Raw genomic sequence first — 24,609 nt, 5'->3', positions numbered from 1 at the left:
GAAGGCCCGTACGAAGGGGCCCGGAACGCATCCGTTCCGGGCCCCTTCGGCTGCCCCGCCGAGCCGGACCGGACTGCCGCGGCGGCGGGCGGCGGGCCCGGCCGCCACGGCGGAGGCGGCGGGCGGCGGCAGCGCCTCAGCGGCCGACCCGGCTGGTGGGCGCGGCGACGTCCTTCAGCTTCAGCGCGGGCAGCAGCACCGGCCGGGACTGTCCCGCGAAGGTGGCCACAGGCGCGGCCGCGGCGTTCCACTGCGGCTGGGCGGTGCCCTCCTCGTCCGGCTTCCGGACCTTGAGCACCTCGGTCTGCCCGGCCCGGCGCAGCAGGATGTTCTTCGGCCGCACCCCCTCCGGGTCCAGCCAGAGCTCGTTGCCGCCGAACTCGCAGTCCAGCACCAGCACGTCGTCCGGCTGGCCGTCCGGGGTGGCGCGGAAGGCGATCCCGGCCCGGCGGTAGCCGGTGAACCGGCTGCGGCCGAAGGTGACGGACTGTCCGGCGAGTTCGTGCCGGGCGGTGGAGACGGCGAAGTCGCTCTGTCCGGCGGCGTCGACCAGCAGCCCGTCGAAGACGGTGCCCTTGTCCCGGCCGAGCGAGTGCAGCGCCACTCCCCCGCCCGCGTTGCCGTACAGCACGCTCGCGGTGTAGTCGAAGTCGTTGAGGTAGGCGCCGTGCTCGATGCCCCAGCCGCCGTTGTGGTACGCGGCGAACTGGGTGACCACGTGGTGCTGACGGGCGTTGAGCCAGACGAAGATGCCGTCCTGCAGGTTGTTGTGGGCCAGGCAGCGCTCGAAGGTCCAGACGCCCTCGCTGTTCTCCGGCCACTCGAACCCGGAGGCCCCGGTGGCGCCCTGGACGCCGACGGCCACGCAGTCCACCGCCTTGCCGCCGGTGCCCGCGCCGAGGTTGAAGCCGGTCAGCCGGTAGGCGCGGGGGTTGGGTTCGAGCAGCGTGCGGGAGGCTACGCAGGACTCGTACACGATGTCGTCGGAGGGGCGCTGCGGGGTGCGGGTGTCCAGCGGCCCGTCCCACCAGTAGGCGTCCTCCCAGGTCTCGTGGCTGATGCAGCTGCGGAAGGTGATGCCGTGGCTGGCGTGCGGGACGTACGCGTGGCTGCCGGCGTCGCGGACGACCACGCCCTCGACCACGGTGCCGCGGGTGGCGTCGCCGAGCCGGTGGAAGTGGAGCCCGTAGCGGCCGAGGACGGCCGCGGTGATCGGGGCGGTGCCGTCCCGGCCCTTCCAGGTCTCCTTGGTGTCGGCGCGCGGACCGACCCAGCGCAGCGCGGCGTGCCGCACGTCGGCGCGCCGGGAGCTGGTGAGGTGGACGTGGGTGCGGCCCTCGGCGGTGCCCTCGACCCGGACGGTGCGGGTCAGGTTGAGCACCTCGGCGCCGACGGTGACGCCCCCTCCGGCCGCGACCCGGGGGTGGGCGTGCTTGAGCGGCGCCTCCAGGGTGACGGTGGTTCCGCTGACGGACCGGACGGTGACGAGGTCGTAGGCGGCGGCGAAGCCCTCCTGGTCGGGCGGGCCGGTCGGGGTGACGGCCAGTTCGTCGCCGGGGAGCCAGCCGGCGGGCGGGGCGGCCAGGTCGAGGGTGGTGTCGCCGGCCTTCAGCTCGCGGTCGGCGCGGATCCAGGCGGTCTTGGCGGCGCCGTCCAGCCGCAGGTGGCCGGCGCCGGTGACCCAGAGGCCGACGTCGGTGTCGACGACCTTCATGCCGTCACCCTGGAAGCGCCGCTCGTCGACGGCGGGGAAGCGCAGGGTGTGGGTGTGGGTGCCGTCGGGGGCGAGGGCGAGGGTGCCGCGGACCTCGACGTTGCCGGTGGCGGCGAGGGTGAGGGTGCGGTCGGCGGCGAAGGTGAGGGCGCCGGTCGGCTCCACGAGCAGCGTGCCGACGGCGGCGTCGGTGTCGAGCAGCACCCGGTCGGTGATCCGGACGGTGCTCTTCGGGCCGGGTACGGCTCCGCCCCAGCCGGCCGGGTCGGACCAGCGGCGGCCGCTCTGGTCGACGGTGGGCGCGGGGGCGGGCTGTTCGGGTGCGCCGCCGTCCGGGGCGGTCCCGGGCGGTGCGGCGCCGTGGCCGCCGGCCGCCCCCATCGGGTCGGCGCCCGCCGCGGGCGTTCCGGCGACGGCGGCGACCGGCTCGGTCGGGCCGCTCAGCGAGCGCCGGAGGACCTCCTCGCCGCTGACCGCCGCGAAGGCGGTTCCGACGGCGAGCCAGCGCAGCAAAGTGCGGCGGCTTACGGGAGTTCGAGGCGGTTCAGGTGGGATGTCCGCTCTGCGGTGCTTTGCCCTGCGGTGCGCTCCGCGCGGCCTGGCGGCCGGCCGGGCGGCGTCCGGGTCCTCGTCCATGGCCATCGGTGCGTAGCCCTCCCCCCAGACGGCTGCGTCGTCGCCGGCGCACTGCCGACGTTCTGAAGCATAGGCAGTTGCGTTGACCGTGACGGGCGTTGTGCGAAATCGGTCATTTCTGATCATGAAGGACAGCCGCCCACCACGGATTTCGAAAACAGTGATGCGTGTCACACATGTTTGCGGTTTGAACGCGGCTCTGCTTAACGTGCTCCCCGTTCGTGGCCACACGGACCCAGTTCATCCGCAACGCCGAGTCCTGCCGTCGGGTGCGCTGGAAGCACGAAGCACCACGGCAGGAGCGGGGGAACCACAGGTAGTTCGCCCAGGCCGGTCTCCGGACCGACCGGGGCTAGGGGTGAAGCCGCGCCCACAGCGCGGCCGGGCAACTCCAGCCCGAATCCGACAGCTCACCTCGCAGGCGTGGGAGAGGACCGCGTCTTCATGCTGCCCACCAACGGCACCCGCCTGTCCGGCCGTACCCGTCGCGCCATCGCCGCCCTCGGCGTCGCGGGCATCGGCCTCACCGTCCCCTGCCTCACCTCCGGCACCGCCTCCGCCGCCACCGTCGCCACCTGGGACAAGGTCGCCCAGTGCGAGAGCGGCGGCAACTGGAGCATCAACACCGGCAACGGCTTCTACGGCGGCCTCCAGTTCACCAGCTCCACCTGGTCCGCGTTCGGCGGCACCTCGTTCGCCCCGCGCGCCGACCTCGCCACCAAGGACCAGCAGATCGCGACCGCCGAGAAGGTGCTCGCCGTGCAGGGCCCCGGCGCCTGGCCGGTCTGCTCGGTCAAGGCCGGTCTGACCAAGGGCGGCACCCCGGCCGCCGTCGACACCTCGGCCGCCGCCAAGCCGGCCGCCCAGACCCCGGCCGCCCCGGCCCCGGCTGCCCAGACCCCGGCGCCGGCCGCCAAGCCCGCCGCCCAGCCGAAGGCCGCGCAGCCCGCCGCGCCCAAGGCCCCCCAGCAGCAGGCCCAGGCCCCCGCCGAGGCCCCCGCCTCCACCGACGGCGTCCGGCAGGGCGACCGCGGCCAGGACGGCCGGCAGTGGCGCCAGCAGGCCGGCCAGCAGGGCGGCTGGAACCAGGCCGACGACTACACCGTGGTCGCCGGTGACTGGCTCTCCTCCATCGCCGACAAGAACGACGTCCAGGGCGGCTGGGAGCGGCTCTACGAGCTCAACCGCGCCACCCTGACCGACGGCCCGCACAGCATCTACCCGGGCCAGCACCTGACCTTCGGCGACCGCGCCAAGGGCCAGGGCCAGAGCCAGGCCTCGGCCTCGGCCTCGGCCTCGGACGAGTCCGGCAAGGGCTTCGACTGGTTCAACCGCGCCAAGGACGCGCAGCAGGGCGCCGGCCAGGCCGCCGCGCAGACCCCGGCCCCCGCCGCCAAGCCGGCCGCCAAGCCGGCCGCCGGGGCCGAGACCCCGGCCCCGGCCCAGACCGCCACCGGCAGCATGGCCGCCGCCGTCTCCTTCGCCCAGTCGAAGGTCGGCCAGGCCTACGTCTACGGCGGCACCGGCAACGGCGGCTGGGACTGCTCCGGCCTCACCCAGGCCGCGCTGCGTGCCGCGGGCATCTCCGTCCCGCGCGTCGCCGCCGACCAGGCCGCCGCGTCCACCCACGTCTCGCTGGACGCCCTCAAGGCGGGCGACCTGCTGTTCTGGTCCAACAACGGCCAGGACTCCGGCGTCTACCACGTCGCGCTCTACATCGGCGACGGCAAGTACGTCGAGGCCGCCAACCCCAGCTCGGGCGTGCGGACCCAGACCATCGCCAACTGGGCCCCGGACTTCGCCGGCCGGGTCTGACCCAGGAGCGGGTCCGACCCTCTGACGGGTCCGACCCACGAACGCCCGGAGCCCCCGGGGAGGAGCGATCGGACTCCTCCCCGGGGGCTCCGGCGCGCCCCGCGCCGGACGCGGCCGCGCGGGAGCACGCCCCGGCGGGCCGCGGGCGGCCGCCCCGCCGCCGGGAGGTCGTGGTCAAATCCGGCCGCACCGGGCATGCTGCTGCTCTGCACCCGAGGAGGAGTCCCATGGCCCAGGTCACCGTCACGCTCGACGCCAACCTCGCGATCGACGCGATGATGCTGTCCGGCACCAAGAACCCGCAGGACGCCGTCGAACTGATCCTCCGCGACTACCTGGAGCGGGGCCGGCGCACCGAGACCCGGACCGGCGACGCCGCCGACGGCCGCCGGGTCACCCCGGACCGCCCGATCGCCCAGGAGGGCTGAGCGGGCACGACGGACGGCCGGGGTCCGGGAGCGCGTGGCTCCCGGACCCCGGCCGTCCGTCCTTGCGCACCGTCAGCGCGCGCCGGCCCCGGTGGAGCCGCGCATCACCAGCTCGGGCTGGAACATGAACTCCCCGCGCTGGGCGGCGTTCCCGCCGACCTCCTCCAGCAGGGCGTCCACCGCGGCGGTGGCCATCGCCTCCACCGGCTGGCGGATGGTGGTCAGCGGCGGCTCGGTGAACGCTATGAGCGGCGAGTCGTCGAAGCCGACCACCGAGACGTCCTGCGGCACCGTCAGGCCCCGCTGCCGGACGGCGCGGATCGCGCCGAGCGCCATCATGTCGCTGCCGCAGACGATCGCCGTGCAGCCCTTGTCGAGCAGCGCGCCGGCCGCCGCGTGCCCGCCCTCCACGCTGAACAGCGTGTGGTGGACGAGCCCCTCGGCCTCCTCCCGGGAGTGCCCGAGCACCTCCCGCATGGCCGCGGTGAACCCCTCGATCTTCCGCAGCACCGGCACGTACCGGCGTTGCCCGACGGCCAGACCGATCCGCTCGTGGCCGAGTTCGGCCAGGTGCTGGACGGCCATCCACATCGCGGCCCGGTCGTCCGGCGAGATGAACGGCGCGTCGATCTTCTCGCTGTAGCCGTTGATCAGCACGAACGGCACCCCGCGGCCGGCCAGCCGGGCGTACCGGTCGTGGTCGGCGGTGGAGTCGGCGTGCAGGCCGGAGACGAAGACGATGCCCGCGACTCCCCGGTCGACCAGCATCTCCACCAGTTCGTCCTCGGTGGAGCCGCCCGGCGTCTGGGTGCAGAGCACCGGCGTGTAGCCGTGCCGGCTCAGCACCTGCTCGATCACCTGGGCCAGCGCGGGGAAGATCGGGTTGCTCAGCTCCGGGGTGATCAGCCCGATCAGCCCCGCACTGCGCTGGCGCAGCCGGGTCGGCCGCTCGTAGCCGAGCACGTCGAGCGCCGCCAGCACGGTCTGCCGGGTGGCGGCCGAGACGTTCGCCTTGCCGTTGAGCACGCGGGAGACGGTGGCCTCGCTGACCCCCGCCTGCGCCGCGATGTCTGAGAGTCGCGCCGTAGTCACGGTCCCAGAGCCTATTGCAACCACGTCAGACCGCCCACCAGTCGGTGCTGTCCGGTGCGAGCACCGTCTCGTCGCCGTCGAGCAGCGGGTCCGCGCCGGCGGAGCCCAGCAGCAGCCGGCCGGGCACCGGTATCCGGACCGGCTCGGCGGTGGCGTTCACCGTGCAGACGAAGTCGCCGCGGCGGAACGCCAGGGTGCCCTCGGGGCTCTCCAGCCACTCGACCCCGGTGCCGGCGCCGAGCTCGGCCCGCGCCCGGCGGACGGCCAGCGCGGAGCGGTACAGCTCCAGGGTGGAGGTCGGGTCGCCGGTCTGCGCCTCGACGCTGAGCCCGGCCCACTCGGCGGGCTGCGGCAGCCAGCTGGGACCGCCGGCGGCCGGTCCGAAGCCGTACGGGGCCTCGGCGCCGGACCACGGGATCGGGACGCGGCAGCCGTCGCGGTAGCCGTCCTGGCCGGCCTTGCGGAAGAACGACGGGTCCTGGCGGACCTCGTCGGGCAGGTCGGTGACGTCCGGCAGGCCGAGCTCCTCGCCCTGGTAGAGGTAGGCGGAGCCGGGGAGCGCGAGCATCAGCAGGGTGGCGGCGCGGGCCCGGCGCAGGCCGAGGGCGCGGTCGCCGGCGGTGCGGATCTGGGTGCCGAGGCCGGGCGGGTTGGCGAACCGGGTGGCGTGCCGGGTGACGTCGTGGTTGGAGAGCACCCAGGTGGTGGGGGCGTCGACCGGGCGCATCGAGTCGAGCGAGAGGTCGATCACCGAGCGCAGCTCGGCGGCGTCCCAGGAGGTGCCCAGGTACTGGAAGTTGAAGGCCTGGTGCAGCTCGTCGGGACGGACGTAGTTGGCGGTCCGCTGGACGGTCGGGGTCCACGCCTCGGCGACGCCGATCCGCTGCCCCGGGTACTCGTCGAGGATCTTCCGCCAGCTGCGGTAGATCTCGTGCACGCCGTCCTGGTCGAAGAACGGCATGACGTCGTTGCCGAGCAGCTTGAGCTGGTCGGAGCCGCCGATGTCGGGCAGGCCGGGGGCCTTGACGAGACCGTGGGCGACGTCGATGCGGAAGCCGTCGACGCCCATGTCCAGCCAGAACCGGAGGATGGAGCGGAACTCGTCGGCGACGGCCGGGTTCTCCCAGTTGAAGTCGGGCTGCTCCGGTGCGAACAGGTGGAGGTACCAGTCGCCGGGGGTGCCGTCCGGGTCCTCGGTGCGGGTCCAGGCCGGGCCGCCGAAGATGGACTCCCAGTCGTTGGGCGGCAGTTCGCCGTTCTCGCCCTTGCCGGGGCGGAAGTGGTAGCGGTCGCGCAGCGGCGAAGCCGGGCCCTCGCGCAGCGCGCGCTTGAACCACTCGTGCTGGTCGGAGGAGTGGTTGGGGACGAGGTCGACGATGATCCGCAGGCCCAGCCGGTGCGCGTCGCGGATCAGCGCGTCGGCGTCCAGCAGGGTGCCGAACATCGGGTCCACCGCGCGGTAGTCGGCGACGTCGTAGCCGGCGTCGGCCTGCGGGGAGGCGTAGAACGGCGAGAGCCAGACGGCGTCCACACCGAGGTCGCGCAGGTAGGGCAGGCGGCTGCGGATGCCGGGCAGGTCGCCCATGCCGTCACCGTTGGAGTCGGCGAAGCTGCGCGGGTACACCTGGTAGATGACCGCGTCCCGCCACCAGCCTCTGTCCGCGCCGGCACCGGCCTCGTGAGCGGTGGCGTCGGCGGCGGGCCGGGAGGTGTCGGCCAGGTTCTGGGTCATGGACGGTATCCCTCGGGAATCAGAGGAGCGGAGATCGGGGGAGCGGAAGCGGTCGGGCGCGGCGGACCGCGGTCAGGAGCCGCGGACCGGGCGTGCTCAGGACTTGGAGGCGCCGGCGGTCAGGCCGGTCACCAGGTGGCGCTGCACCAGGTAGAAGAGGACCGACGACGGGATCGCGATCAGCACGGCGGTGGCGGCCATCAGGTTCCACTGGGCGTCGTGCTCGCTGACGAAGGTCTGCAGGCCGACGGCCAGCGTGTACTTGTCGGAGCTGAGCATGAAGGTGGAGGCGAAGGCGACCTCGGCCCAGGCGGTCAGGAAGGAGTAGAACGCGGCCACCGCCAGGCCCGGGCGGGCGAGCGGCAGCACCAGCCGCCAGAAGGTGCCGATCGGGGTGAGCCCGTCGACCCGGCCGGCCTCGTCGATCTCCACCGGGATGGTGTCGAAGTAACCCTTCAGCAGCCAGGCGCAGTACGGCACGGTCGTCGTCGAGTAGACCAGGATCAGTCCGAGGTAGCTGTCCAGCAGGCCGAGTTCGGAGAGGATCGTGTACATCGGCACGATCAGCACCGCGATCGGGAACATCTGCGTGACCAGCAGCGACCACATCAGCGGCTTGTGGCCGGGGAAGCGCATCCGGGAGACGGCGTAGCCGGTGGTGGCGGCGATCAGCACGCCGAACACCGTGGTCACGCCGGAGACCAGGAACGCGTTGCCGAACCAGGTGAAGAAGTCGGTGTCGAACAGCACCGTGCGGTAGTTCGACAGGGTCATCTTGTCGAAGATCTCGCCGGGGTGGAGGTAGTCCGTCTTGTCCGGGCCGAGCGAGACGTAGAGGATCCAGGCCACCGGGAAGAGCGCGATCAGGCTGGCCAGGATCAGCGCGCCGTGCGCCAGCGACTTGCCGAGCGGGCTGGCCTCGCCGCGGCGACGGGACTTGGCCGGCCTGGCGGCCGCCGCCGGAGCGGCGAGGGCGGTGGGTCGTTCGGTGGTGGTGCTCATCGGGGTTACCTGCCTTCGTGGGTCGCTTGGGTACCGGTCGGCGTCAGCCGTTGGCCTGCTCGTTGCGGGCGAGCCAGCGCCGGTAGAAGGAGGTGAAGACGATGAGGATCGACAGCAGGATCACGCCGTACGCGGCGGACTGCGCGTAGTCCCGGGGCTGCTGGCCGAAGCCGAGGCGGTAGGCCCAGGTGACCAGCAGCTGGGCGTCGGGCGCGCCGTTGCCGCCGAACAGCAGGAAGATGACGGCGAACTGGTTGAACGTCCAGATCACGCCGAGCAGCACCACGGTGGAGGAGACGGTGCGCAGCCCCGGCAGGGTGACGTGGCGGAACCGCTGCCAGGCGGTGGCGCCGTCCATCTCGGCGGCCTCGTACAGCTCGGCCGGGATCGACTGGAGGCCGCCGAGCAGCGAGATCATCATGAAGGGCACGCCGACCCAGGTGTTGACCAGGACGGCGGCGGCCTTCTGCGCCGTCGGGTCGTCCAGCCAGCCGGGCTCGGGCAGGTGCAGGGCGGAGAGCAGGCCGTTGACGGCGCCGCCGTCGGCGAGCATCAGGCGCCAGGAGAAGACGGTGACGAAGGTCGGCACGGCCCAGGGCAGGATGAGCAGCATCCGGTAGACCGCGCGGCCGCGCAGCTTCTGGTTGAGCAGCAGGGCGAGGCCGAGGCCGATGGTGTAGTGCAGGCAGACGCAGAGCACCGTCCAGGCGATGGTCCAGACGAAGTGCGACCAGAAGCGGTCGTACGAGCCGGGGCCCCAGAGGATGTCGGCGTAGTTGTCGAAGCCGACGAAGTGGTAGCTGGCCGGGATCTCCCTGACGCCGATCTTCCGGGCGGCGTTGAGGCTGTTGGCGTCGGTGAGGGTGAGCCAGATGCCCTCGGCGAGCGGGTAGAGCACCAGCACGCCCAGCACCAGCACGACCGGGGCGATCATCGCGTAGGCGTACCAGTGCTTGGCGTACGAGCGCTTGAGGCGCTCCATCAGGCCCGGACGCGGATCGCGCTCCCGGCTGCCCTTGCCGGTGGCGCCCTGCACGGCGACTGACATTGTTCGACACCTTCTCGGGGAGGTCCGCCGCCTCGCTTCGGCGACTGCTGCTACGGGTCCGGCCGTCCGGCCCGCGCGGGAGGGGTGGCGGCGGGCCGGACGGCTACGGGTGGGACTACTTGGCGAAGCCCGGGAGGAGCTTGGCGTAGTCGGTGGCGACGGTGTTCAGGCCGTCCTGGGTCGAGGTGCCCTGGACGATCTTGCCGAGGTTGGTGCCCAGCGAGGCGAACAGCGAGCTGTACTCCGGCAGTTCGGGGCGCGGCTTGGCGCTGGAGAGGACCGCCTGGAAGCCGGCGATGCCGGGGTCGGCCTTGACCTCGGGGGTGAAGGCGTCGGAGCGGGTCGGCAGGGTGGAGTTCTTCTGCGCGACGAAGGCCTGGCTCTCGGCCGAGGTCATGAAGGCGGCGAACTTCTCGGCGGCGTCCTTGTGGGCCTTGTCGGCACCCGCGTAGACGGAGATGTTGTGGCCGCCGGTGGGGGCGCCGGCCTTGCCCGCGGAGCCGCCGGGGACGGGCGCGATGCCGAGGTTGGTCTTGTCGGCGAAGGCGGTGCCCTTGTAGATGTTGGTGATCTCCCAGGGGCCCTGGACGATCGCCGCGACCTTGCCGCTGTTGAAGGCGTCCATCATGTGCGCGTAGGCGTCGGTGGTGACGTCGGCCTTGGCGGTGCCGGGCGAGGTGAAGAGCGTCTTGTAGGTCTCGATGCCCTTGACGGCCTCGGGCGAGGTGACGGTGATCTTCTTGCCCTTGGCGTCGACGGTGTCGGTGCCCTCGCCGAACAGGAACGGCATCGCGTAGTAGCCGTCGGCGGCCTTCAGCCAGAAGCCGTCCACGCCGGCCTTCTCCTTGACCGCGGCGGCGGCGGTCTTCAGCTCGTCCCAGGTGGCGGGGGCGGCGGTGATGCCGGCCTTGGCGAAGAGCTCCTTGTTGTACAGCAGGCCGAGGGTGTCGGTGACCAGCGGGACACCGTAGAGCTTGCCCTCGTACTTGGCCTGCTCGATCAGGCTGGGCTGGAACTTGGCGCTGTCGGCGGCGGCCGGGGTGCCGTCCAGCGGCTCCAGGAAGCCGGCCTTGGCGAAGGCGGCGGTCCAGCCGACCTCGGAGCGGAAGACGTCCGGAGCGCCCTTGGCCCCCATCGCGGTCTGGAGCTTGTTCTGCGCCTGGTCGAACGGCACGTTGACGAAGTCGACCTTGACGCCCGGGTTGGCGGCCTCGAACTTCTTGACGAGCTCCTGGTAGTTCGGCGCCTCGTTGGTGGCGTTCGACGTGTCCCAGTAGGTGAGGGTGACCGGCCCGTCGGCCTTGCCGTCCGAGCTGGAGCCGCTGCTGCCACAGGCAGCCATCGAGACCGCGAGGGCCACAACGAGGGCAGAGGCCGCGATGCCACGCCGCATGAGAACTCCTTGGGAGGGTGGGGGTGCCCGAGATGTAGGGAGGCAGGCGCATAATGGCTGCCTCGCGCCGACCGCACCGTTGCTGCCGTCGGGCTCGGAAGGAAGTTAACAGCGGGGCAATCGTCGCGGAAAGCCCTTGCAGCAAGTTTCTGCAAGAAACGGCGATCGTTACGCCCACGTGTCCTTCACGTTGCCGCACGGTAGTTGACAGGTGTGGAAGTTGTGGCGCTATGTCCGGTTCACCCCGGTCGGCCGGAGCCGCCGGGGCCACCCTCCGTACTGAAAACCCGGTGAAAGTATCTTGCAGCACGCGACTGCGCGGGTGCCCGGGCACCCGCACAGCACTGCCTGACCGGCCTGCACGGCCCGGCCAGGTCAGGCCGACCCGGCCCGGCCTGACCTTGCCGGACCGGGCGCCGGGGTCAGCCGGGCACCGCGGTCAGGCGACGCCCAGCCGCAGCACGGTGACCGAGCGGAACTCCTCCCCCGGGCGCAGCACGGTGCTCGGGAAGGCCGGGTGGTGCGGGGAGTCCGGGAAGTGCTGGGTCTCCAGCGCGATCCCGGCGAACGGCCCGTACGCCACCCCGCTCGCGCCGGTCACCGCGCCCTGGAACTTGTTGGCCGTGTAGACCTGGATGCCCGGCTCGGTGGTCAGCACCTCCAGGGTGCGGCCGCTGACCGGCTCCTCCAGCAGCGCGGCCCGGGCCGGGGCGCCGTCGGCCGGACGCGGCCGGAGCACCCAGTTGTGGTCGTACCCCCCGGGCCCGGCCAGCTGCGGGTGCTCGTCGTGCACCGACTTGCCGATCGGCCGGGCGGTGGTGAAGTCGAACGGCGTGCCGGCCACCGGCTCGACCCGGCCGTACGGGATCTGCCGCTCGTCGGCGGGGGTGTAGCCGTCCGCGTCCAGGGTGAGCAGGTGGCCGAGGACGTCGCCGGTGCCCTCCCCCGCCAGGTTGAAGTAGGCGTGGTTGGTGAGGTTGAGCACCGTCGGCCGGGTCGTCACGGCACGGTACGAGATGCCCAGCTCGCCGGCCGGGTCGAGCGTGTAGTCGACGGTGACGTCGAGCGCGCCCGGGAAGCCCTGGTCGCCGTCCGGGCTGTGCAGCCGCAGCCGGACGCCGCCGGGCAGTTCCTCGGCCGCCCACATCCGGTGCGCGAAGCCGTCCGGGCCGCCGTGCAGGGTGACCCCGCCGCCGGTCGGGGCCAGCGGGTACTCCTCGCCGTCGACACCGACCGCGCTGCGGTCGATCCGGTTGGCGTACCGGCCCACCACGGTGCCGTAGTGGCGGGCCGGGCCGAGGACCTCGGCGAGCCGCTCGGTGGAGAGCAGCAGCTGGGCCCGGCGGCCCTGCCGGTCGGGCGCGACCAGGGTGTGCAGGGTGGCGCCGAGGGTGAGCACGCTCGCCTCGTACGGGCCCGCCCGCAGCGTCCAGCGCTCGATGGCGGCGCCCGCGCCCGCGGGCTCGAAGGGCTCGTGCCGCACGGTGGTCGCCTGCGGCCCGTTCGCCGGGGGCGTCGCCATGGCCTGCTCCTCACTGGCGGCGGCGGTGCAGCGCCGCCGCGCTGGTTCCTGGGTCCCGTCCCGGGGGTTCCGCCGCGGCGGCCCGGTGGGCGAAAGCCTAACGAGCAGGGCGGCGGCGGGGGCGCTCATGAGGCCCCTGCGCGCCGCCCGGCGCCTCACCCGCCGCCGGACACGCCGAGGCCACGCGCCCGCCGTTCGCCACGCGCGCTCCCCGGCGCCGTTCGAACGGGAACCGTCAGGTCCCGGCAGCACCCGACCCGGCACCGTCCGGCCCGGCACCGTCCGGACCCGAGCCGTCCGGGTCGGAACCCTCCTGCCGACCGCCCCGTCGGCCGGGCTGCAGGCCGAGCGCGGCGGCCAGGCCGTCCGGGCCGCTGCCGGCCTTGCGGTACACGGCGGCCAGCCGGCGGTTGACCAGGCTGAGCGGGAGTTCCAGCTCCTCGGCGATCCGCTGCGGCGGCACACCGCGGACGGCCTGCCGGGCGACGTCCCACTCGGGCTGGCTGAGCATCTCGCGGACGTCACCCAGCCGGTTGGGCCGCAGCCCGTAGTTGGCCAGCTCGCGCCGGGCCCGGTCGACCAGTCCGTCGGCCGCGCAGTGCTGCGCCAGCTCGATGCCCTGGTACAGGTACTCCTGGGCGTCCTCCAGCCGTCCGACCCGGCGCAGCGCGGCCCCGAGGTCGACCAGGGCCACCGCGTGCTCGTAGCCGGCGGGCGACTGTCCGAGGTGCTCCACCGCCCGCTCCAGCAGCTCGACCGCCTGCTGGCCGTCCTCGATCTGGGCGTGCAGCCGCAGCGCGGTGCCGATCGCCGAGGCGGTGCCGAACCGCTCCGCGTCCGCGACCGACCGCCGGGCGTACTCGCGGGCGCGCTCCGGCTCGTCCCCGGCGAGGGCGATCGCCAGGTGTCCGGCCCAGGGCGCCCAGACCGTGTTGCGCCAGCCGCGGAGGTCCAGCTGGGCGCCGGCCTCGGTGAGCGCGGCGGCCGCGCCGGCGGGCCGGTCGACGGCGAGCAGCAGCTTGCCGTAGAGCGAGGCCGCGTCGGGCAGCACCATCGCGGTGGCGTGGTACGGCGGGTGGAACCCGAAGCCGATGGCGAGGTCCCAGGCCTCCCGGGGGCGGCCGCGGGCGATCAGGGTGTCGACCAGCACGCCGACCGCGTCCCAGGCGAGCGGCAGCTTGGGGCCGATCCGCTCGGAGAGCCGCAGCGCCCGGCGCAGGAAGTCCTCGGCCTCGGCGAGCAGGCCGCGCCGGAACCGGGCCAGGCCCATCAGGAAGTAGGCGAAGCCGCGGTGGGCACCGCTCCAGCCGGCCACCTCGAACTGGATGATGGCGTCCGAGAAGAGCCGCTCGGCCTGGGCGATGCGGTCGTTGTAGGTGTAGGAGAGGCCGAGCGTGGCGGGCAGCTCGAAGCCCCAGGTGTTGTCGGTCCAGCCGAGGCCCTTGGGCAGCCGGCCGTTGTCGAGGACGTCGTCGGCGTACCGCAGCGCCTCTGCGGAGGGCTCGCCGCGCAGGGTGAGGTCCCAGGCGCGCATCGCGAGGACGGCGCGGTCGGCGGCGTCCCGCCCGGAGAGGCTGTCGCAGAGCGCGCCCAGCCGGGCGGAGCGGGCCGGGCCGTCCTCCTCGGACTTGCGGTAGGCGTGCCACATGAACGAGGCGGCCTCCAGCCTGAGCCGGCCCGCCGGGTCTCCGACGGTCCGCTCGGCCTCGTCCTGGCAGACCATGGCGGCCTGGCGCAGTTCACCGCTGTGGGCGAGCACCTCGGAGAGCCGGAAGGTGGCGTCCACCCGCAGCGAGGCGCGCAGCGGCCCCTCCTCCGGGTCGAGGGCGAGCTTCAGCTGGTTGACGGTGGCCATCGGGTCGGTGAGCAGCGCGGAGCAGCCGAGCTCGTACAGCACCTCGGCGCGGTCCTGGTCGTCCGGCGGCTCGGCCAGGGCGCGGTGGAGGCAGCGCTGGGCGGCCTCGGGCGCGCCGATCAGCAGGTGTTCGGCGGCGGCCCGGCGGAGCTTGCGGACGGTCCGGTCGTCGCCCTCGCCCGCGAAGGTCTCCACCAGGTGGCGGGAGGCGGCGAGCAGGCCGAGCCCGGCGTTCTCGATCTCCGCGGCGGCCACGCCGTGCATGCCCGTCCGGGTGGCCTCCGGCATGGTGTTGTAGATCGAGCTGGCGATCAGCGGGTGGACGAATTCGAGGTTGCCGTTCGGGGTCTGGGTGAGCACCCGCTGCTTGCGCAGTTCCTTGACGGACTCGCGGGCGCCCTCGGCGCTCTGGGTGGAGATCCGGGCGGCGAGGTCCTGCCGGATGTCGGTGCCGAGCATCGCGGCGGCCCAGGCGAACCGCAGGGTGGTGGCGCCGAGCCGGTCCAGCCAGCTCTTGAGGGTCATCCCGGTGGCGTCGACGGCGAGTTCGCGCAGTTGCTGGGCGTTCTCCTCGACCGGGTCCAGCTCCTGGTCGCGGACCTGGTCGAGCAGGGCGACGACCTCGAAGGGGTTGCCGTTGACGACGTTCCAGAACTCGTAGCAGAAGGCGTCCTCGGCGCCGGCGCCGAGTTCGGCACGGATCATGTCGGTCACGGCGACGAGCGAGAGGCGGCTCAACTCGTGCTTGCGGGTGGCGAGTCCGGTGACAGCGCCGTGGTGCTCCTGGGACTCCTGCTGCCAGTCGGCGACGTCGTCGCGGTAGGCGAAGACCAGCAGCACGGGCAGCTCGCGGGCGCGGACGGCGAACTGGGAGAGCCAGGCGAGCGATTCGAGGTCGGCCCAGTGCAGGTCGTCGACGATCATCACCAGCGGGGCACGGCGCGGGGCGAGCTGGGTGAGGACGTAGTCGAGGCCGTCCCGGACGCCCTGGGGGTCGAGGCGGCGGGCGCCCTGCTTGGGCTGCTTGAGGCCCATCGCCGGTCCGACGACCTCTTCCCAGGTGCCCATGACCTGGCGGAACTCCCCGGGGTCCAGACTGCCGAACGCGGGCTGGAGCAGCTGGCGCAGGACGTGGTAGGGCTCGTTGAACTGGCGTTCGCCGCCACGCGCGAAGAGCACGGTGGCGCCCGGGCGCAGCTTGGCGAGGCGGCGGACCTCGTGCAGCAGGGTGGTCTTGCCGATGCCGGGCCGGCCGGAGAAGGTGAGCAGTTCGCCGATCTCGGTGCCGCCGGCCGCGAACTCGCGGCAGAGCTTGTCCACGGCGGCCTCGGCCGAGCGGAGTTCGGCGTCGCGGTCGCGCAGCCTGACCCGGTTCGGGGCGGCTGCCGCCTCCCGCCCGCCGGGCAGCGCCTCCGCCCGGAATTCGTTCTCCCGCTCGGTCACCGTCGCGCCTCCGCCTCGCCGATCCCTGCTCGTGGAGCCGAGGTTAGCGCCGCCGGAGGCGCCTTGGAATCCATTCACGCAGGCCGGGGCCGAGATCGAGGGTTCGAAGGGCTTGCCAAGGGCAATTGCCCTATATCCCTAACGTCCGATCATTGCATCGGATACTCTACGCCCCGCACGGCCAGTTGATCATGGCACAGTCGCACCTCCCCGCACGGCCGCTTCCCCCAACTCCCCCCACAGTCATTACCGGTAACGCCAGCACCCCCACCCTTCGCCGCCCGGGAGTCCGATGTCTGACGACACCTCACTTCAGATTCCGTTCCCGCACCGCCGCAGTCCCCACGGGCCGTACGCCACCGAACTGCACCGCGCCTGGCTGACCCGCCACCCGCTGCTGCCGGACCCGACCCACCCGTCGTACGCGCACTGGGAGGTGGTCGACCTCGCCGCGCTCGGCTACCCCGACACCGATCCCGACGAACTCGCCCTGGCCGCGGACCTGATGGGCTTCTACTTCCTGTTCGACGACCAGTTCGACGGACCGCTCGGACGCCGCCCCACCGAGGTCGCGCCGATCTGCGACCGGCTGATCGGCGTCCTGCACGGCGCCCGCCCCCGCCAGGACTCCCCCGTCGAGACCGCCTTCGCCGACCTCTGGGAGCGCAGCGCCCACGGCATGCCCGCCCGCTGGCAGGCACGCGCCGCGTACAACTGGGAGTGGTACCTCGCCAGCCACCCCGCCGAGGCGGCCGGCCGGATCTCCCCGCGCCCCCCGGACCGCGACGGGTACCTGGTCCTGCGGCGCGGCACCGCCGCGATGGAGACCATCTTCGACATGGTCGAACGGCTCGGGCACTTCGAGGTGCCGCCGGCCGTCCTGCACCACCCGGTGCTGCGCCAGCTCCGCCAGCTCGCCGCCGACATCCCGTCGCTCACCAACGACGTGCGGTCGTTCCCGCTGGAGGCGCCCCGCGGCGACGTCAACAACCTGGTGATGATCGTGCAGCGGGAGCGGAACTGCTCCGCCGAGGAGGCCTGCGCGGTGGTGATGGGGGAGGCGCAGCTGATGGTCGAACGCTGCCGGGGGCTCTACCAGCGGCTGCCCGACGTCCACCGGGAGCTCGGCCTCGCCCGGGTCGAACGGCTCCTCGCCCAGCGGTACGCCGACGGCCTCGTCACCTGGCTGGCCGGCTACCTGACCTGGGAGCGCCGTACCGGTCGCTACCAGGCCGCCTGAGGGGCGGAGCCGGCCGCCGGCGGTCCGCCGGCCGGGAACGACCGGAAACCGCCACCCTCCGTCGATCCCCGCCGTACGGACCGTAGCCGAACCGGCCGTGCCCGGCTAGGGTGCTGCCCGGTGGGTGCCCCGCCAGGGGCGCCCGACCCGCGTGTGTGTCCGTACTCTCCGCCGGGCCGCCCCCTTCGCTGCCCGGCGCACCGCCCGGCCCGCGCGCCGCGGCGGTGCCTCGACAGCGCGAGGAGGCACCCAGAGCATGCCGGTCTACCTGCCCCCGGGCCAGCCCGGATCCATCGTCAGCTACCGCCCCCGCTACGAGCACTGGATCGGCGGCCGGTGGGCGCCACCGGTCCTCGGCCAGTACTTCGAGAACCCCAGTCCGGTCACCGGCGAGGTCTTCACCGAGGTGGCCCGCGGCACCGCCGAGGACATCGAGGCCGCGCTCGACGCGGCCCACGCGGCCGCCCCGGCCTGGGGACGCACCCCGCCCGCCGAACGGGCCCAGGTCCTGCTGCGGGTCGCCGACCGGATCGAGCAGAACCTGGAGCGGCTCGCCGTCGCGGAGAGCTGGGAGAACGGCAAGCCCGTCCGCGAGACCCTGGCCGCCGACCTGCCGCTCGCCGTCGACCACCTGCGCTACTTCGCCGGCGCGCTGCGCGCCCAGGAGGGCGGCCTCTCCCAGCTGGACGAGGACACCGTCGCGTACCACTTCCACGAGCCGCTGGGCGTGGTCGGCCAGATCATCCCGTGGAACTTCCCGATCCTGATGGCGGTCTGGAAGTTCGCCCCGGCCCTGGCGGCGGGGAACGCGGTGGTGCTCAAGCCCGCCGAGCAGACCCCCGCCTCGGTCCTGCTGCTGGCCGAACTGACCGCCGACCTGCTGCCGCCCGGCGTGCTCAACGTGGTCAACGGCTACGGTCTGGAGGCCGGCCGGCCACTGGCCTCCAGCGACCGGATCCGCAAGATCGCCTTCACCGGCGAGACCACCACCGGCCGGCTGATCTCCCAGTACGCCAGCGGCAACCTGATCCCCGTCTCGCTGGAGCTCGGCGGCAAGAGCCCCAACCTGTTCTTCGCCGACGTCGCCGCCGAGCGGGACGCCTTCTACGACAAGGCCGTCGAGGGCTTCGCGATGTTCGCCCTCAACCAGGGCGAGGTCTGCACCTGCCCGAGCCGGGCGCTGGTCGAGTCCGCGGTGTACGACCGGCTGCTCGCCGACGGCCTGGAGCGGGTGCGCGGGCTGCGCCAGGGCAACCCGCTGGACACCGCGACCCAGGTCGGCGCGCAGGCCAGCGACGAGCAGCTCCGCAAGATCCTCTCCTACATCGAGATCGGCCAGGCCGAGGGCGCCAAGGTGCTGGCCGGCGGCGAACGGGCCGACCTCGGCGGCTCCCTCGCCGGCGGCTACTACGTCACGCCCACGGTCTTCGAGGGCGTCAACGGGATGCGGATCTTCCAGGAGGAGATCTTCGGCCCGGTCGTCGCCGTCACCCGGTTCGAGGACTTCGACGACGCCGTCGCGCTCGCCAACGACACGCTGTACGGGCTCGGCGCCGGCGTCTGGACCCGTGACGGCGCCACCGCCTACCGGGCCGGCCGCGCCATCCAGGCCGGCCGGGTCTGGACCAACTGCTACCACGCCTACCCCGCCCACGCGGCGTTCGGCGGCTACAAGAACTCGGGCATCGGCCGGGAGAACCACAAGGCCGTCCTGGAGCACTACCAGCAGACCAAGAACCTGCTGGTCAGCTACTCGCAGGAGGCCCAGGGCCTGTTCTAGCACCGGGGAGCCACGGCGCCCGGGGAAACGCGGAGTGGGAAGTCGGGCCGGCCGACTTCCCACTCCGTACGCCACTCCCCGTGGCTCAGCCGGGCGCCCCGAGGGGCAAATCACCCGTATCGGGATCTAAGCACATGAATACCGCCAAATCCCCGACGCGCCGCCGACATGCCCGGCGAGTCCCGGCCGACGCCCTAAACAGGAGGTACCGACCCTTCACCCCTGGGAGACCGGATGACCATCTCCACCGCCAAACTGTCCGACCCGACCGTGCGCGCCGCCGTCACCGCGATCAACGCCGGCGACCGCGAGGCCTTCGTCTCGCTGCTCACCCCCGACGCGACGATGTCCGACGACGGCTCCGACCGCGACCTGCAGGACTGGATCGACCGCGAGATCTTCACCAGCCGCGGCCACATGGACGTCCAGTCGGAGTCCGACGGCGGCCGCGCGCTGGTCGCCAACTACAGCAACGAGACCTGGGGCGAGATGCGCACCGCCTGGCGGTTCACCGTCGACGGCGGCCGGATCAGCCGCTTCGAGACCGGCCAGGCCTGATGTACCGGGCAGGCCTGATGTACCGGCCAGGCCTGATGTCCGCTCAGGCGAGCCCCAGGCAGCCCCGCACCGCCCGGATCAGCGTGCGGGAGCGGATGTCCCCCGTCACGCCGGGCTGCATGCCGTTGGTCACGTAGCCGAACCCGATCCCGAGGTCCGGGTCGGCGAAGCCCAGCGAGCCGCCCCGGCCCGGGTGGCCGAAGCTCGCCGGCGAGGCCATCAGCGCGGTCGGGCCGTGCCGGAAGAAGCCGAGTCCGAAGGTCGAGTTGACGATCAGCACCCGGTCCGGTCCGCTGACCACCGGTCCGACCGCGCGGGCCAGCACCTCCGGTCCGAGCAGCGGCGGCAGCGTCCCGCCGCTGCCGCCGTGCCGGTCGGCCGCGCCGACCAGTGCCGCGTAGAAGCGGGCCAGCGAGCGGGCGGTGCCGATCCCGCCCGCGCCGGGGATCTCGGCGGCCTGCACCGCCGGGTCGTTGAGGTCCACCCCGGGCCGCACCGAGGCGAACGCCCGGGCGGTCAGCGAGGAGGGGTCCTGGTAGGCGTCCCGGACCGCCTGCTTGGGGCGCAGCCGCAGCCCGCTCGGCCCGGTCCGGGCGGCCGCAGGCGCCGGCAGGTCGACCAGCCGGCCGACCCGCGGCGCGGCGCCGGACGGCAGCCCGATCCACAGGTCGAGGCCGAGCGGCCGGGCGATCTCCTCGGCGAAGTACTGGCCGACCGTGCGGCCGCTCACCCGCCGCACCACCTCGCCCACCAGCCAGCCGAAGGTGTACGGGTGGTAGCCGTGCGCGGTGCCGGGCTCCCAGGCGGGCGCCTGGGCGGCCACCGCGGCGGCCGCCCGCTCCCAGGTGAGCACGTCCTCCAGGCGCAGCGGCACGTCCAGCGCCGGCACCCCGGCCTGGTGCGACAGCAGCCAGCGCACCGGCACCCGCTCCTTGCCGGCCGCCTTGAACTCCGGCCAGTACGAGGCCACCGGCGCGTCCAGGTCGAGCTGCCCGCGGTCGGCCAGCAGCAGGGCGGTGGTGGCGGTCAGGCCCTTGGTGACGGAGCGCAGCACCTGCGCGGTGTCGGCGGTCCACGGCACGGCCGGCGCGGGCCGCCCGCCGACCTCGGGCCGGGCGTCGCCGCCCCACAGGTCGACCACCTTGCGGCCGCGCACGTACAGCGCGAAGGCCGCGCCGAGTTCGCCGTGCTCGCGGAAGTTGTGCGCGAAGGCGTCCCGTACGGGCTCGAAGCCCTCGGCCGTCTCGCCCCAGATCTCAACCACCGCGCGCCGCCCTCGATCGTTCGTGTGTCCGTGAACCGCCCGGAAACCCTAACCTGTCGGTCATGACCAACCCTGCCGAAGAGCTGCTGGACGTCGTGGACGAGCACGACCGGGTGATCGGGACCGCCGTGCGCGGGGAGGTGTACCGGCAGGGGCTGCTCCACCGGTGCGCCTTCGTGCTGGTCCGCGACCCGGCCGGGCGGATCTTCGTCCACCGGCGCACCGAGACCAAGCTGTTCGCCCCCGGCGCCTACGACATGTTCGTCGGCGGGGTGGTGGGGTCCGGCGAGACGTACGGGGACGCGGCCGTCCGGGAGGCCGAGGAGGAGCTGGGCGTCGAGGGGATCGTCCCGCGCCCGCTGTTCCGGTTCCTGTTCCGGGGCGGCGGGCTCGCCTGGTGGTCCGACGTGTACGAGGCCGAGTGGGACGGCCCGGTCGCCCCGCAGGAGTCGGAGGTCGGCTGGCACGCCTGGCTGACCCCGGACGAGCTGGCGGACCGCCTGGCCCGTGACGAGTTCGTGCCGGACGGCCGCGAGGCGTACCGTCGCTACCTGGAGCGGTACGCCGGGTGACGCCGGATAGGGTGGCGCGCATGGCATCCCGCACGCCGTCGGCTCCCTCCCCCGCGCCCTCGCGCTCGGAACGACCGGAGGGTCCGGAACGGCCCGAAGGCCCGCAGCAGGCGGAGCTCCCGGAGCCCCCGGGCCGTACGGAGCGCGCGGAGCGGTCCGCGCGCGGGAGCGGCGAGCGGACACGCCGGCGCCTCAGCGTGGACGAGCGGCGCGAGCAGCTGATCGCGGTCGCGCTGGAGCTGTTCAGCCTCCGCCCGCCGGAGGAGGTGTCGATCGACGACATCGCGGCCGCCGCCGGCGCCTCCCGGCCGCTGGTCTACCACTACTTCCCGGGCAAGCAGGCCCTGTACGAGGAGTCGCTGCGGCGCGCCGGCCGGGAGCTGGCGGCCCGGTTCGAGGAGCCCGCCGAGGGCCCGCTCTCCGAGCGCCTGTACCGGGTGATGGGCCGCTACCTGGACTTCGTGCAGAGCCACGGCCCCGGCTTCGCGGCGCTGCTGCGCGGCGGCTCGGTGGCGGCCAGCACCAACACCTCGGCGGTGATCGACGAGGTCCGGCGGGCCGCGCACGACCAGATCCTGGGCCACCTGGCGCTCCCCTCGCCCGGCCCGGCCCTGCGGCTCACCGTCCGGGCCTGGATCGCCAACGCCGAGATCACCTCGCTGGAGTGGCTGGCCGACCGTTCGGTGCCGCTGGAGGAGCTCCAACTGCACCTGGTGCAGGAGTTCGTCGCCGCGCTGACCCTGACCGCCGCCCGGGAGCCCGCGCTCGCCGCCGAGCTGGCCGGCTTCTTCGCCGACGAGCGCCCGGACGGGCCGACCGGACGGCTGGTCCGCGACCTGGCCGGCCTGTTCGCCGTCCCCGGCCTCGCCGAGGCGGTCACCGCCCTGGCCGTCGCACCCGGGCCCCCGGCACCCACCGCCGCGGCAGCGCCCGCCGCCGACGAGCCGCCCCGCTGACGGACGGCCCGGGCGGCCCCGCCGACGGACCGCCGCAGGACGCGCCCTGACGGCAGGTTCTGCCACGTCGGCGGCCTCTGATAGGAATGTGCACGGATCTGACGGCCCGCCGGTCACCCCCGGGCACCGATCCCCGGACCACCGAACGCACACCGAGCAGAGCGGGGGGCTCAACAGTTGACCCAGGACGGCCAGTTCAGCGCGGAGGTCAACCCCTTCGCAGCGGCGGAGCGGGTGTCCGCGACGCTCGGAACGCTCACCGACGCCCTCTTCGACGCCCGGACCTCGCGCCACCCGGCGGCCTCGCTGACCGCCCTGCGGTCGGCCGTCCACCCGGCCGCCGAGGCACTCTTCGACCTGCCGCTCGCCCCCAACGGCCCGGTGCACACCGCCGTCGACCGGCTCGGCACCGTGGTCACCGCCGGTACGGCCCGCCCGGGGACCGGTGCCGGGGTCTCCGCGCTGGCGACCGGCGCGCTGCTGGCCCGATACGGCGCCGACGGCCCGGTCCGCGGCGCGGCGGCCGGCGCCGACGGCGCTCCGGCGGCCGACCGGTTCGAGCTCCCGGTGACCGGCGAGCCCGCCGACCCCAAGCTCCGCCCGCCGTTCACCGCCGCGCTGGCCGCGCTCGCCGCCGGGCAGCAGACCCGGCAGCCGGTGGAGCTCGCCACCGGCGCCGGCGCCGAGGTCCGCCTGGTCGTCCCGCCCGGCTTCCATCCGCTCACCTCCCCGGGCGGGCCGCCCGGCGTCTCCGCCCGCACCGTGCCCACCGGCCCGGTCGGCGGCGTCCCGGCCGTCCGGGGCGTGGCCCCGGCCACCGGCGCCGCCGCCGCCGAACTGGCCGTGCACCTCGCGGAGACCGCGGAGGAGCTGTTCAGCGGTACCGGTGCGGCCGCCCGCCGCGACTTCGCGGTGATCGCCGCCGCCCTGGCGGACGTGGTCACCGCCTCGGGCGCCGTCTACGCGGGCGTCTGCGCCCTCCAGCTGGACGGCCGGCCGGCCGACGCCACCCTGGTGGTCTCGCTCGCCCGGCACCCGCTGCCGATCACCGGGCTGGCCACCGAACTGGCGACCGTCCGCCGGCACGCCGAGGTCTGGACCGTGCTGCTGCCGGCCGGTCCGGCCGCCGTGCTGGTGGAGGGCCGCAGCGTCCCGGTCCCCGGCCCGCTGGCCGCGGACGGGGTACGCCGCTGGGCGGTCACCTCGGTGGTGGAGGCGTTCGTCCCGCTGCCGGACGGCGTCTCGGTGCTCTGCGTCCAGCTCAGCACCGCCCAGCCGCAGGACTGGGAGCTGTACACGGACGTCTTCGCCGAGCTGCTGAAGAGCGTGCAGTTCGGCTGGGACGGCCTGCCCGGTGCGCCGACCGTGCCCGGCCCGGCCGCGGCCGCCCAGGAGGCGTTCCCGGCCGCCGCACAGGCCTCGGCGCAGACGGCCGCACAGGCCGCGACCCAGACGGTCGCACCGCCGGACCCGGCACCGGCCCAGGACGTCCCGCCGGCGCCGGCCGACCCCGCGCCCCCGTTCCACCCGGCGGCCCCCGCGACCTCCGCGGCCGCTGCACCGGCCGACGCCCTGCCCGCCGACGCCCCGCCCGCCGACGCCACGCCGCTCCCGGTCCACCTCCGGGGGACTCCGGTCCGCATCCCGCCCGCCGACTTCAACCCCTTCGCGCCGGTCGCCGACCCGACCCCGCCCCAGCCGATCCTCGTCCCCGCCGACACCGGCAACACGGCCGACACCGGCCGGACGGCCGGCGCGGGCGACACGGCCGGCGCGGGCGACGGCACCGGCGGCGCCGCGCTCGGTGACGAGGCCGCTCTGCCGCCCAGGCCCAAGGGCACCCCCGTCATGGTCCCGCCGCCGGACTTCGACCCCTTCGCCCCGCAGCCGGCCGCGCCGCCCACCCCGCACCTCCAGGCGGGCCCGCCCCCCGCCGCACCGGTCGCCGACCCCTTCGGCACGGTGACCGCGGCCGACCGTCCGAGCGACCCGTTCGGCACCACCCTCCCGCTGCAGCCCTCCCCCGTCCCGCCGCCGCCCTCCGGCCCGCCGGCCTTCCCGGCTGCCCAGGCCGTGCCCGCCGGGGACGGCACCGGGGGCACCGACGGACCCGGGCCAAGGCCCAAGGGCACCCCGGTGATGGTCCCGCCGCCGGACTTCAACCCCTTCGCCCCGCAGCCGGAGGACCGCCCCGCCCCGCCGCCGGCCGCGGCCCCCGAGAGCAGCCCGTTCGGCTGAGCCCGCACCGTCCGGCCACCCCGGCCGTCGCTCCCGCCCCTCCGGAGCGACGGCCGCCCCGGCGATGCCGCCGGGAGTCACTCCCGCCCCGCCACCGCTCCACCGCCGCCCCGCCGGTTGGTTCCGCAACATGACTCCACCGGGCGGCAGTTGGCGACACCGCAGGTCAACTGGGCCCCACGGCAAGGCCCGTCATGCCCACGACCGGTAACTGGTACAGACCTATTGCCAGTTGCCGATCGGCTCCCTACTCTCGGCACAGGATCCTCCGCGGCACCCCGACGGCCCGAGGTCTCCGGTTCCGTGCCGCCCCCATGGCCG

At 74.1% G+C, this 24,609-nt stretch carries 17 protein-coding genes and 1 riboswitch; of the genes, 8 read left to right on the top strand and 9 right to left on the bottom strand.

What is annotated here, in order from left to right; translation table 11 throughout:
* Positions 1-136: 136 nt before the first annotated feature.
* Positions 137-2,227 carry a hypothetical protein gene (locus tag AC067J_RS12090; protein ID WP_478298133.1) on the bottom strand — a complete coding sequence of 697 codons (2,091 nt, stop codon included), beginning with the start codon at positions 2,225-2,227 and terminating at the stop codon, positions 137-139.
* A 363-nt stretch (positions 2,228-2,590) separates the two neighbouring features.
* Positions 2,591-2,787: riboswitch (cyclic di-AMP (ydaO/yuaA leader) on the top strand.
* On the opposite strand from AC067J_RS12090, the gene AC067J_RS12085 reads away from it, so the two are divergent.
* Positions 2,774-4,165 carry a transglycosylase family protein gene (locus tag AC067J_RS12085; RefSeq protein WP_478298131.1) on the top strand — a complete coding sequence of 464 codons (1,392 nt, stop codon included), beginning with the start codon at positions 2,774-2,776 and terminating at the stop codon, positions 4,163-4,165. (Overlaps the previous riboswitch by 14 nt.)
* A 227-nt stretch (positions 4,166-4,392) precedes the next feature.
* A complete protein-coding gene (locus tag AC067J_RS12080; protein WP_478298130.1) occupies positions 4,393-4,593 on the top strand; it encodes a hypothetical protein in 201 nt (66 codons plus the stop codon).
* Between the two features lie 72 nt (positions 4,594-4,665).
* Here AC067J_RS12080 and AC067J_RS12075 read toward each other — a convergent pair whose 3' ends face one another.
* The 7 genes from AC067J_RS12075 to AC067J_RS12045 form a co-directional block, all read right to left on the bottom strand.
* Positions 4,666-5,685: a LacI family DNA-binding transcriptional regulator gene (locus AC067J_RS12075; RefSeq protein WP_478298128.1), complete on the bottom strand. Its 1,020-nt coding sequence runs from the start codon at positions 5,683-5,685 to the stop codon at positions 4,666-4,668.
* 25 nt (positions 5,686-5,710) lie between these two features.
* Entirely contained in the window at positions 5,711-7,417 is a 1,707-nt protein-coding gene (locus tag AC067J_RS12070; protein WP_478298126.1) for a glycoside hydrolase family 13 protein, read from the bottom strand.
* A gap of 96 nt (positions 7,418-7,513) precedes the next feature.
* Entirely contained in the window at positions 7,514-8,419 is a 906-nt protein-coding gene (locus AC067J_RS12065) for a sugar ABC transporter permease (protein ID WP_478298124.1), read from the bottom strand.
* Positions 8,420-8,462: 43 nt separating this feature from the next.
* Positions 8,463-9,467, bottom strand: coding sequence for a carbohydrate ABC transporter permease (locus AC067J_RS12060; protein ID WP_478298122.1), 1,005 nt, complete (start codon positions 9,465-9,467; stop codon positions 8,463-8,465).
* 115 nt (positions 9,468-9,582) lie between these two features.
* Positions 9,583-10,860, bottom strand: coding sequence for an extracellular solute-binding protein (locus AC067J_RS12055; RefSeq protein ID WP_478298120.1), 1,278 nt, complete (start codon positions 10,858-10,860; stop codon positions 9,583-9,585).
* Positions 10,861-11,299: 439 nt separating this feature from the next.
* Positions 11,300-12,382, bottom strand: a complete 1,083-nt coding sequence (locus tag AC067J_RS12050) for an aldose epimerase family protein (protein WP_478298118.1) — start codon at positions 12,380-12,382, stop codon at positions 11,300-11,302.
* 235 nt (positions 12,383-12,617) lie between these two features.
* Entirely contained in the window at positions 12,618-15,680 is a 3,063-nt protein-coding gene (locus AC067J_RS12045) for an ATP-binding protein (RefSeq protein ID WP_478298116.1), read from the bottom strand.
* A gap of 292 nt (positions 15,681-15,972) precedes the next feature.
* Here AC067J_RS12045 and AC067J_RS12040 point away from each other — a divergent pair, with 292 nt between their 5' ends.
* The 3 genes from AC067J_RS12040 to AC067J_RS12030 all read left to right on the top strand — a co-directional run bounded on the left by AC067J_RS12040 (position 15,973) and on the right by AC067J_RS12030 (position 19,258).
* Positions 15,973-16,920, top strand: a complete 948-nt coding sequence (locus AC067J_RS12040) for a terpene synthase family protein (protein ID WP_478298115.1) — start codon at positions 15,973-15,975, stop codon at positions 16,918-16,920.
* Between the two features lie 256 nt (positions 16,921-17,176).
* Entirely contained in the window at positions 17,177-18,700 is a 1,524-nt protein-coding gene (gene exaC / locus AC067J_RS12035) for an acetaldehyde dehydrogenase ExaC (protein WP_478298113.1), read from the top strand.
* A gap of 234 nt (positions 18,701-18,934) precedes the next feature.
* Positions 18,935-19,258 carry a nuclear transport factor 2-like protein gene (locus tag AC067J_RS12030; RefSeq protein ID WP_478298111.1) on the top strand — a complete coding sequence of 108 codons (324 nt, stop codon included), beginning with the start codon at positions 18,935-18,937 and terminating at the stop codon, positions 19,256-19,258.
* A gap of 43 nt (positions 19,259-19,301) precedes the next feature.
* On the opposite strand, the gene AC067J_RS12025 is transcribed toward AC067J_RS12030, so the two are convergent.
* Positions 19,302-20,522: a serine hydrolase domain-containing protein gene (locus AC067J_RS12025; protein ID WP_478298109.1), complete on the bottom strand. Its 1,221-nt coding sequence runs from the start codon at positions 20,520-20,522 to the stop codon at positions 19,302-19,304.
* Between the two features lie 62 nt (positions 20,523-20,584).
* Between AC067J_RS12025 and AC067J_RS12020 the strand changes: the two genes are divergently transcribed.
* The 3 genes from AC067J_RS12020 to AC067J_RS12010 all read left to right on the top strand — a co-directional run bounded on the left by AC067J_RS12020 (position 20,585) and on the right by AC067J_RS12010 (position 24,288).
* Positions 20,585-21,094, top strand: a complete 510-nt coding sequence (locus tag AC067J_RS12020) for an NUDIX hydrolase (protein ID WP_478298107.1) — start codon at positions 20,585-20,587, stop codon at positions 21,092-21,094.
* Between the two features lie 197 nt (positions 21,095-21,291).
* Entirely contained in the window at positions 21,292-22,050 is a 759-nt protein-coding gene (locus AC067J_RS12015; protein WP_478298201.1) for a TetR/AcrR family transcriptional regulator, read from the top strand.
* Between the two features lie 177 nt (positions 22,051-22,227).
* On the top strand, positions 22,228-24,288 hold the full coding sequence (locus AC067J_RS12010; RefSeq protein WP_478298105.1) for a hypothetical protein: 2,061 nt from the start codon (positions 22,228-22,230) through the stop codon (positions 24,286-24,288).
* Positions 24,289-24,609 lie beyond the last annotated feature (321 nt).

The sequence above is a fragment of the Kitasatospora sp. NPDC042419 genome (genome assembly GCF_056437345.1).
Note: the sequence above shows the minus strand (reverse complement) of the source record. Positions and strands in the feature narration are given on the sequence as shown.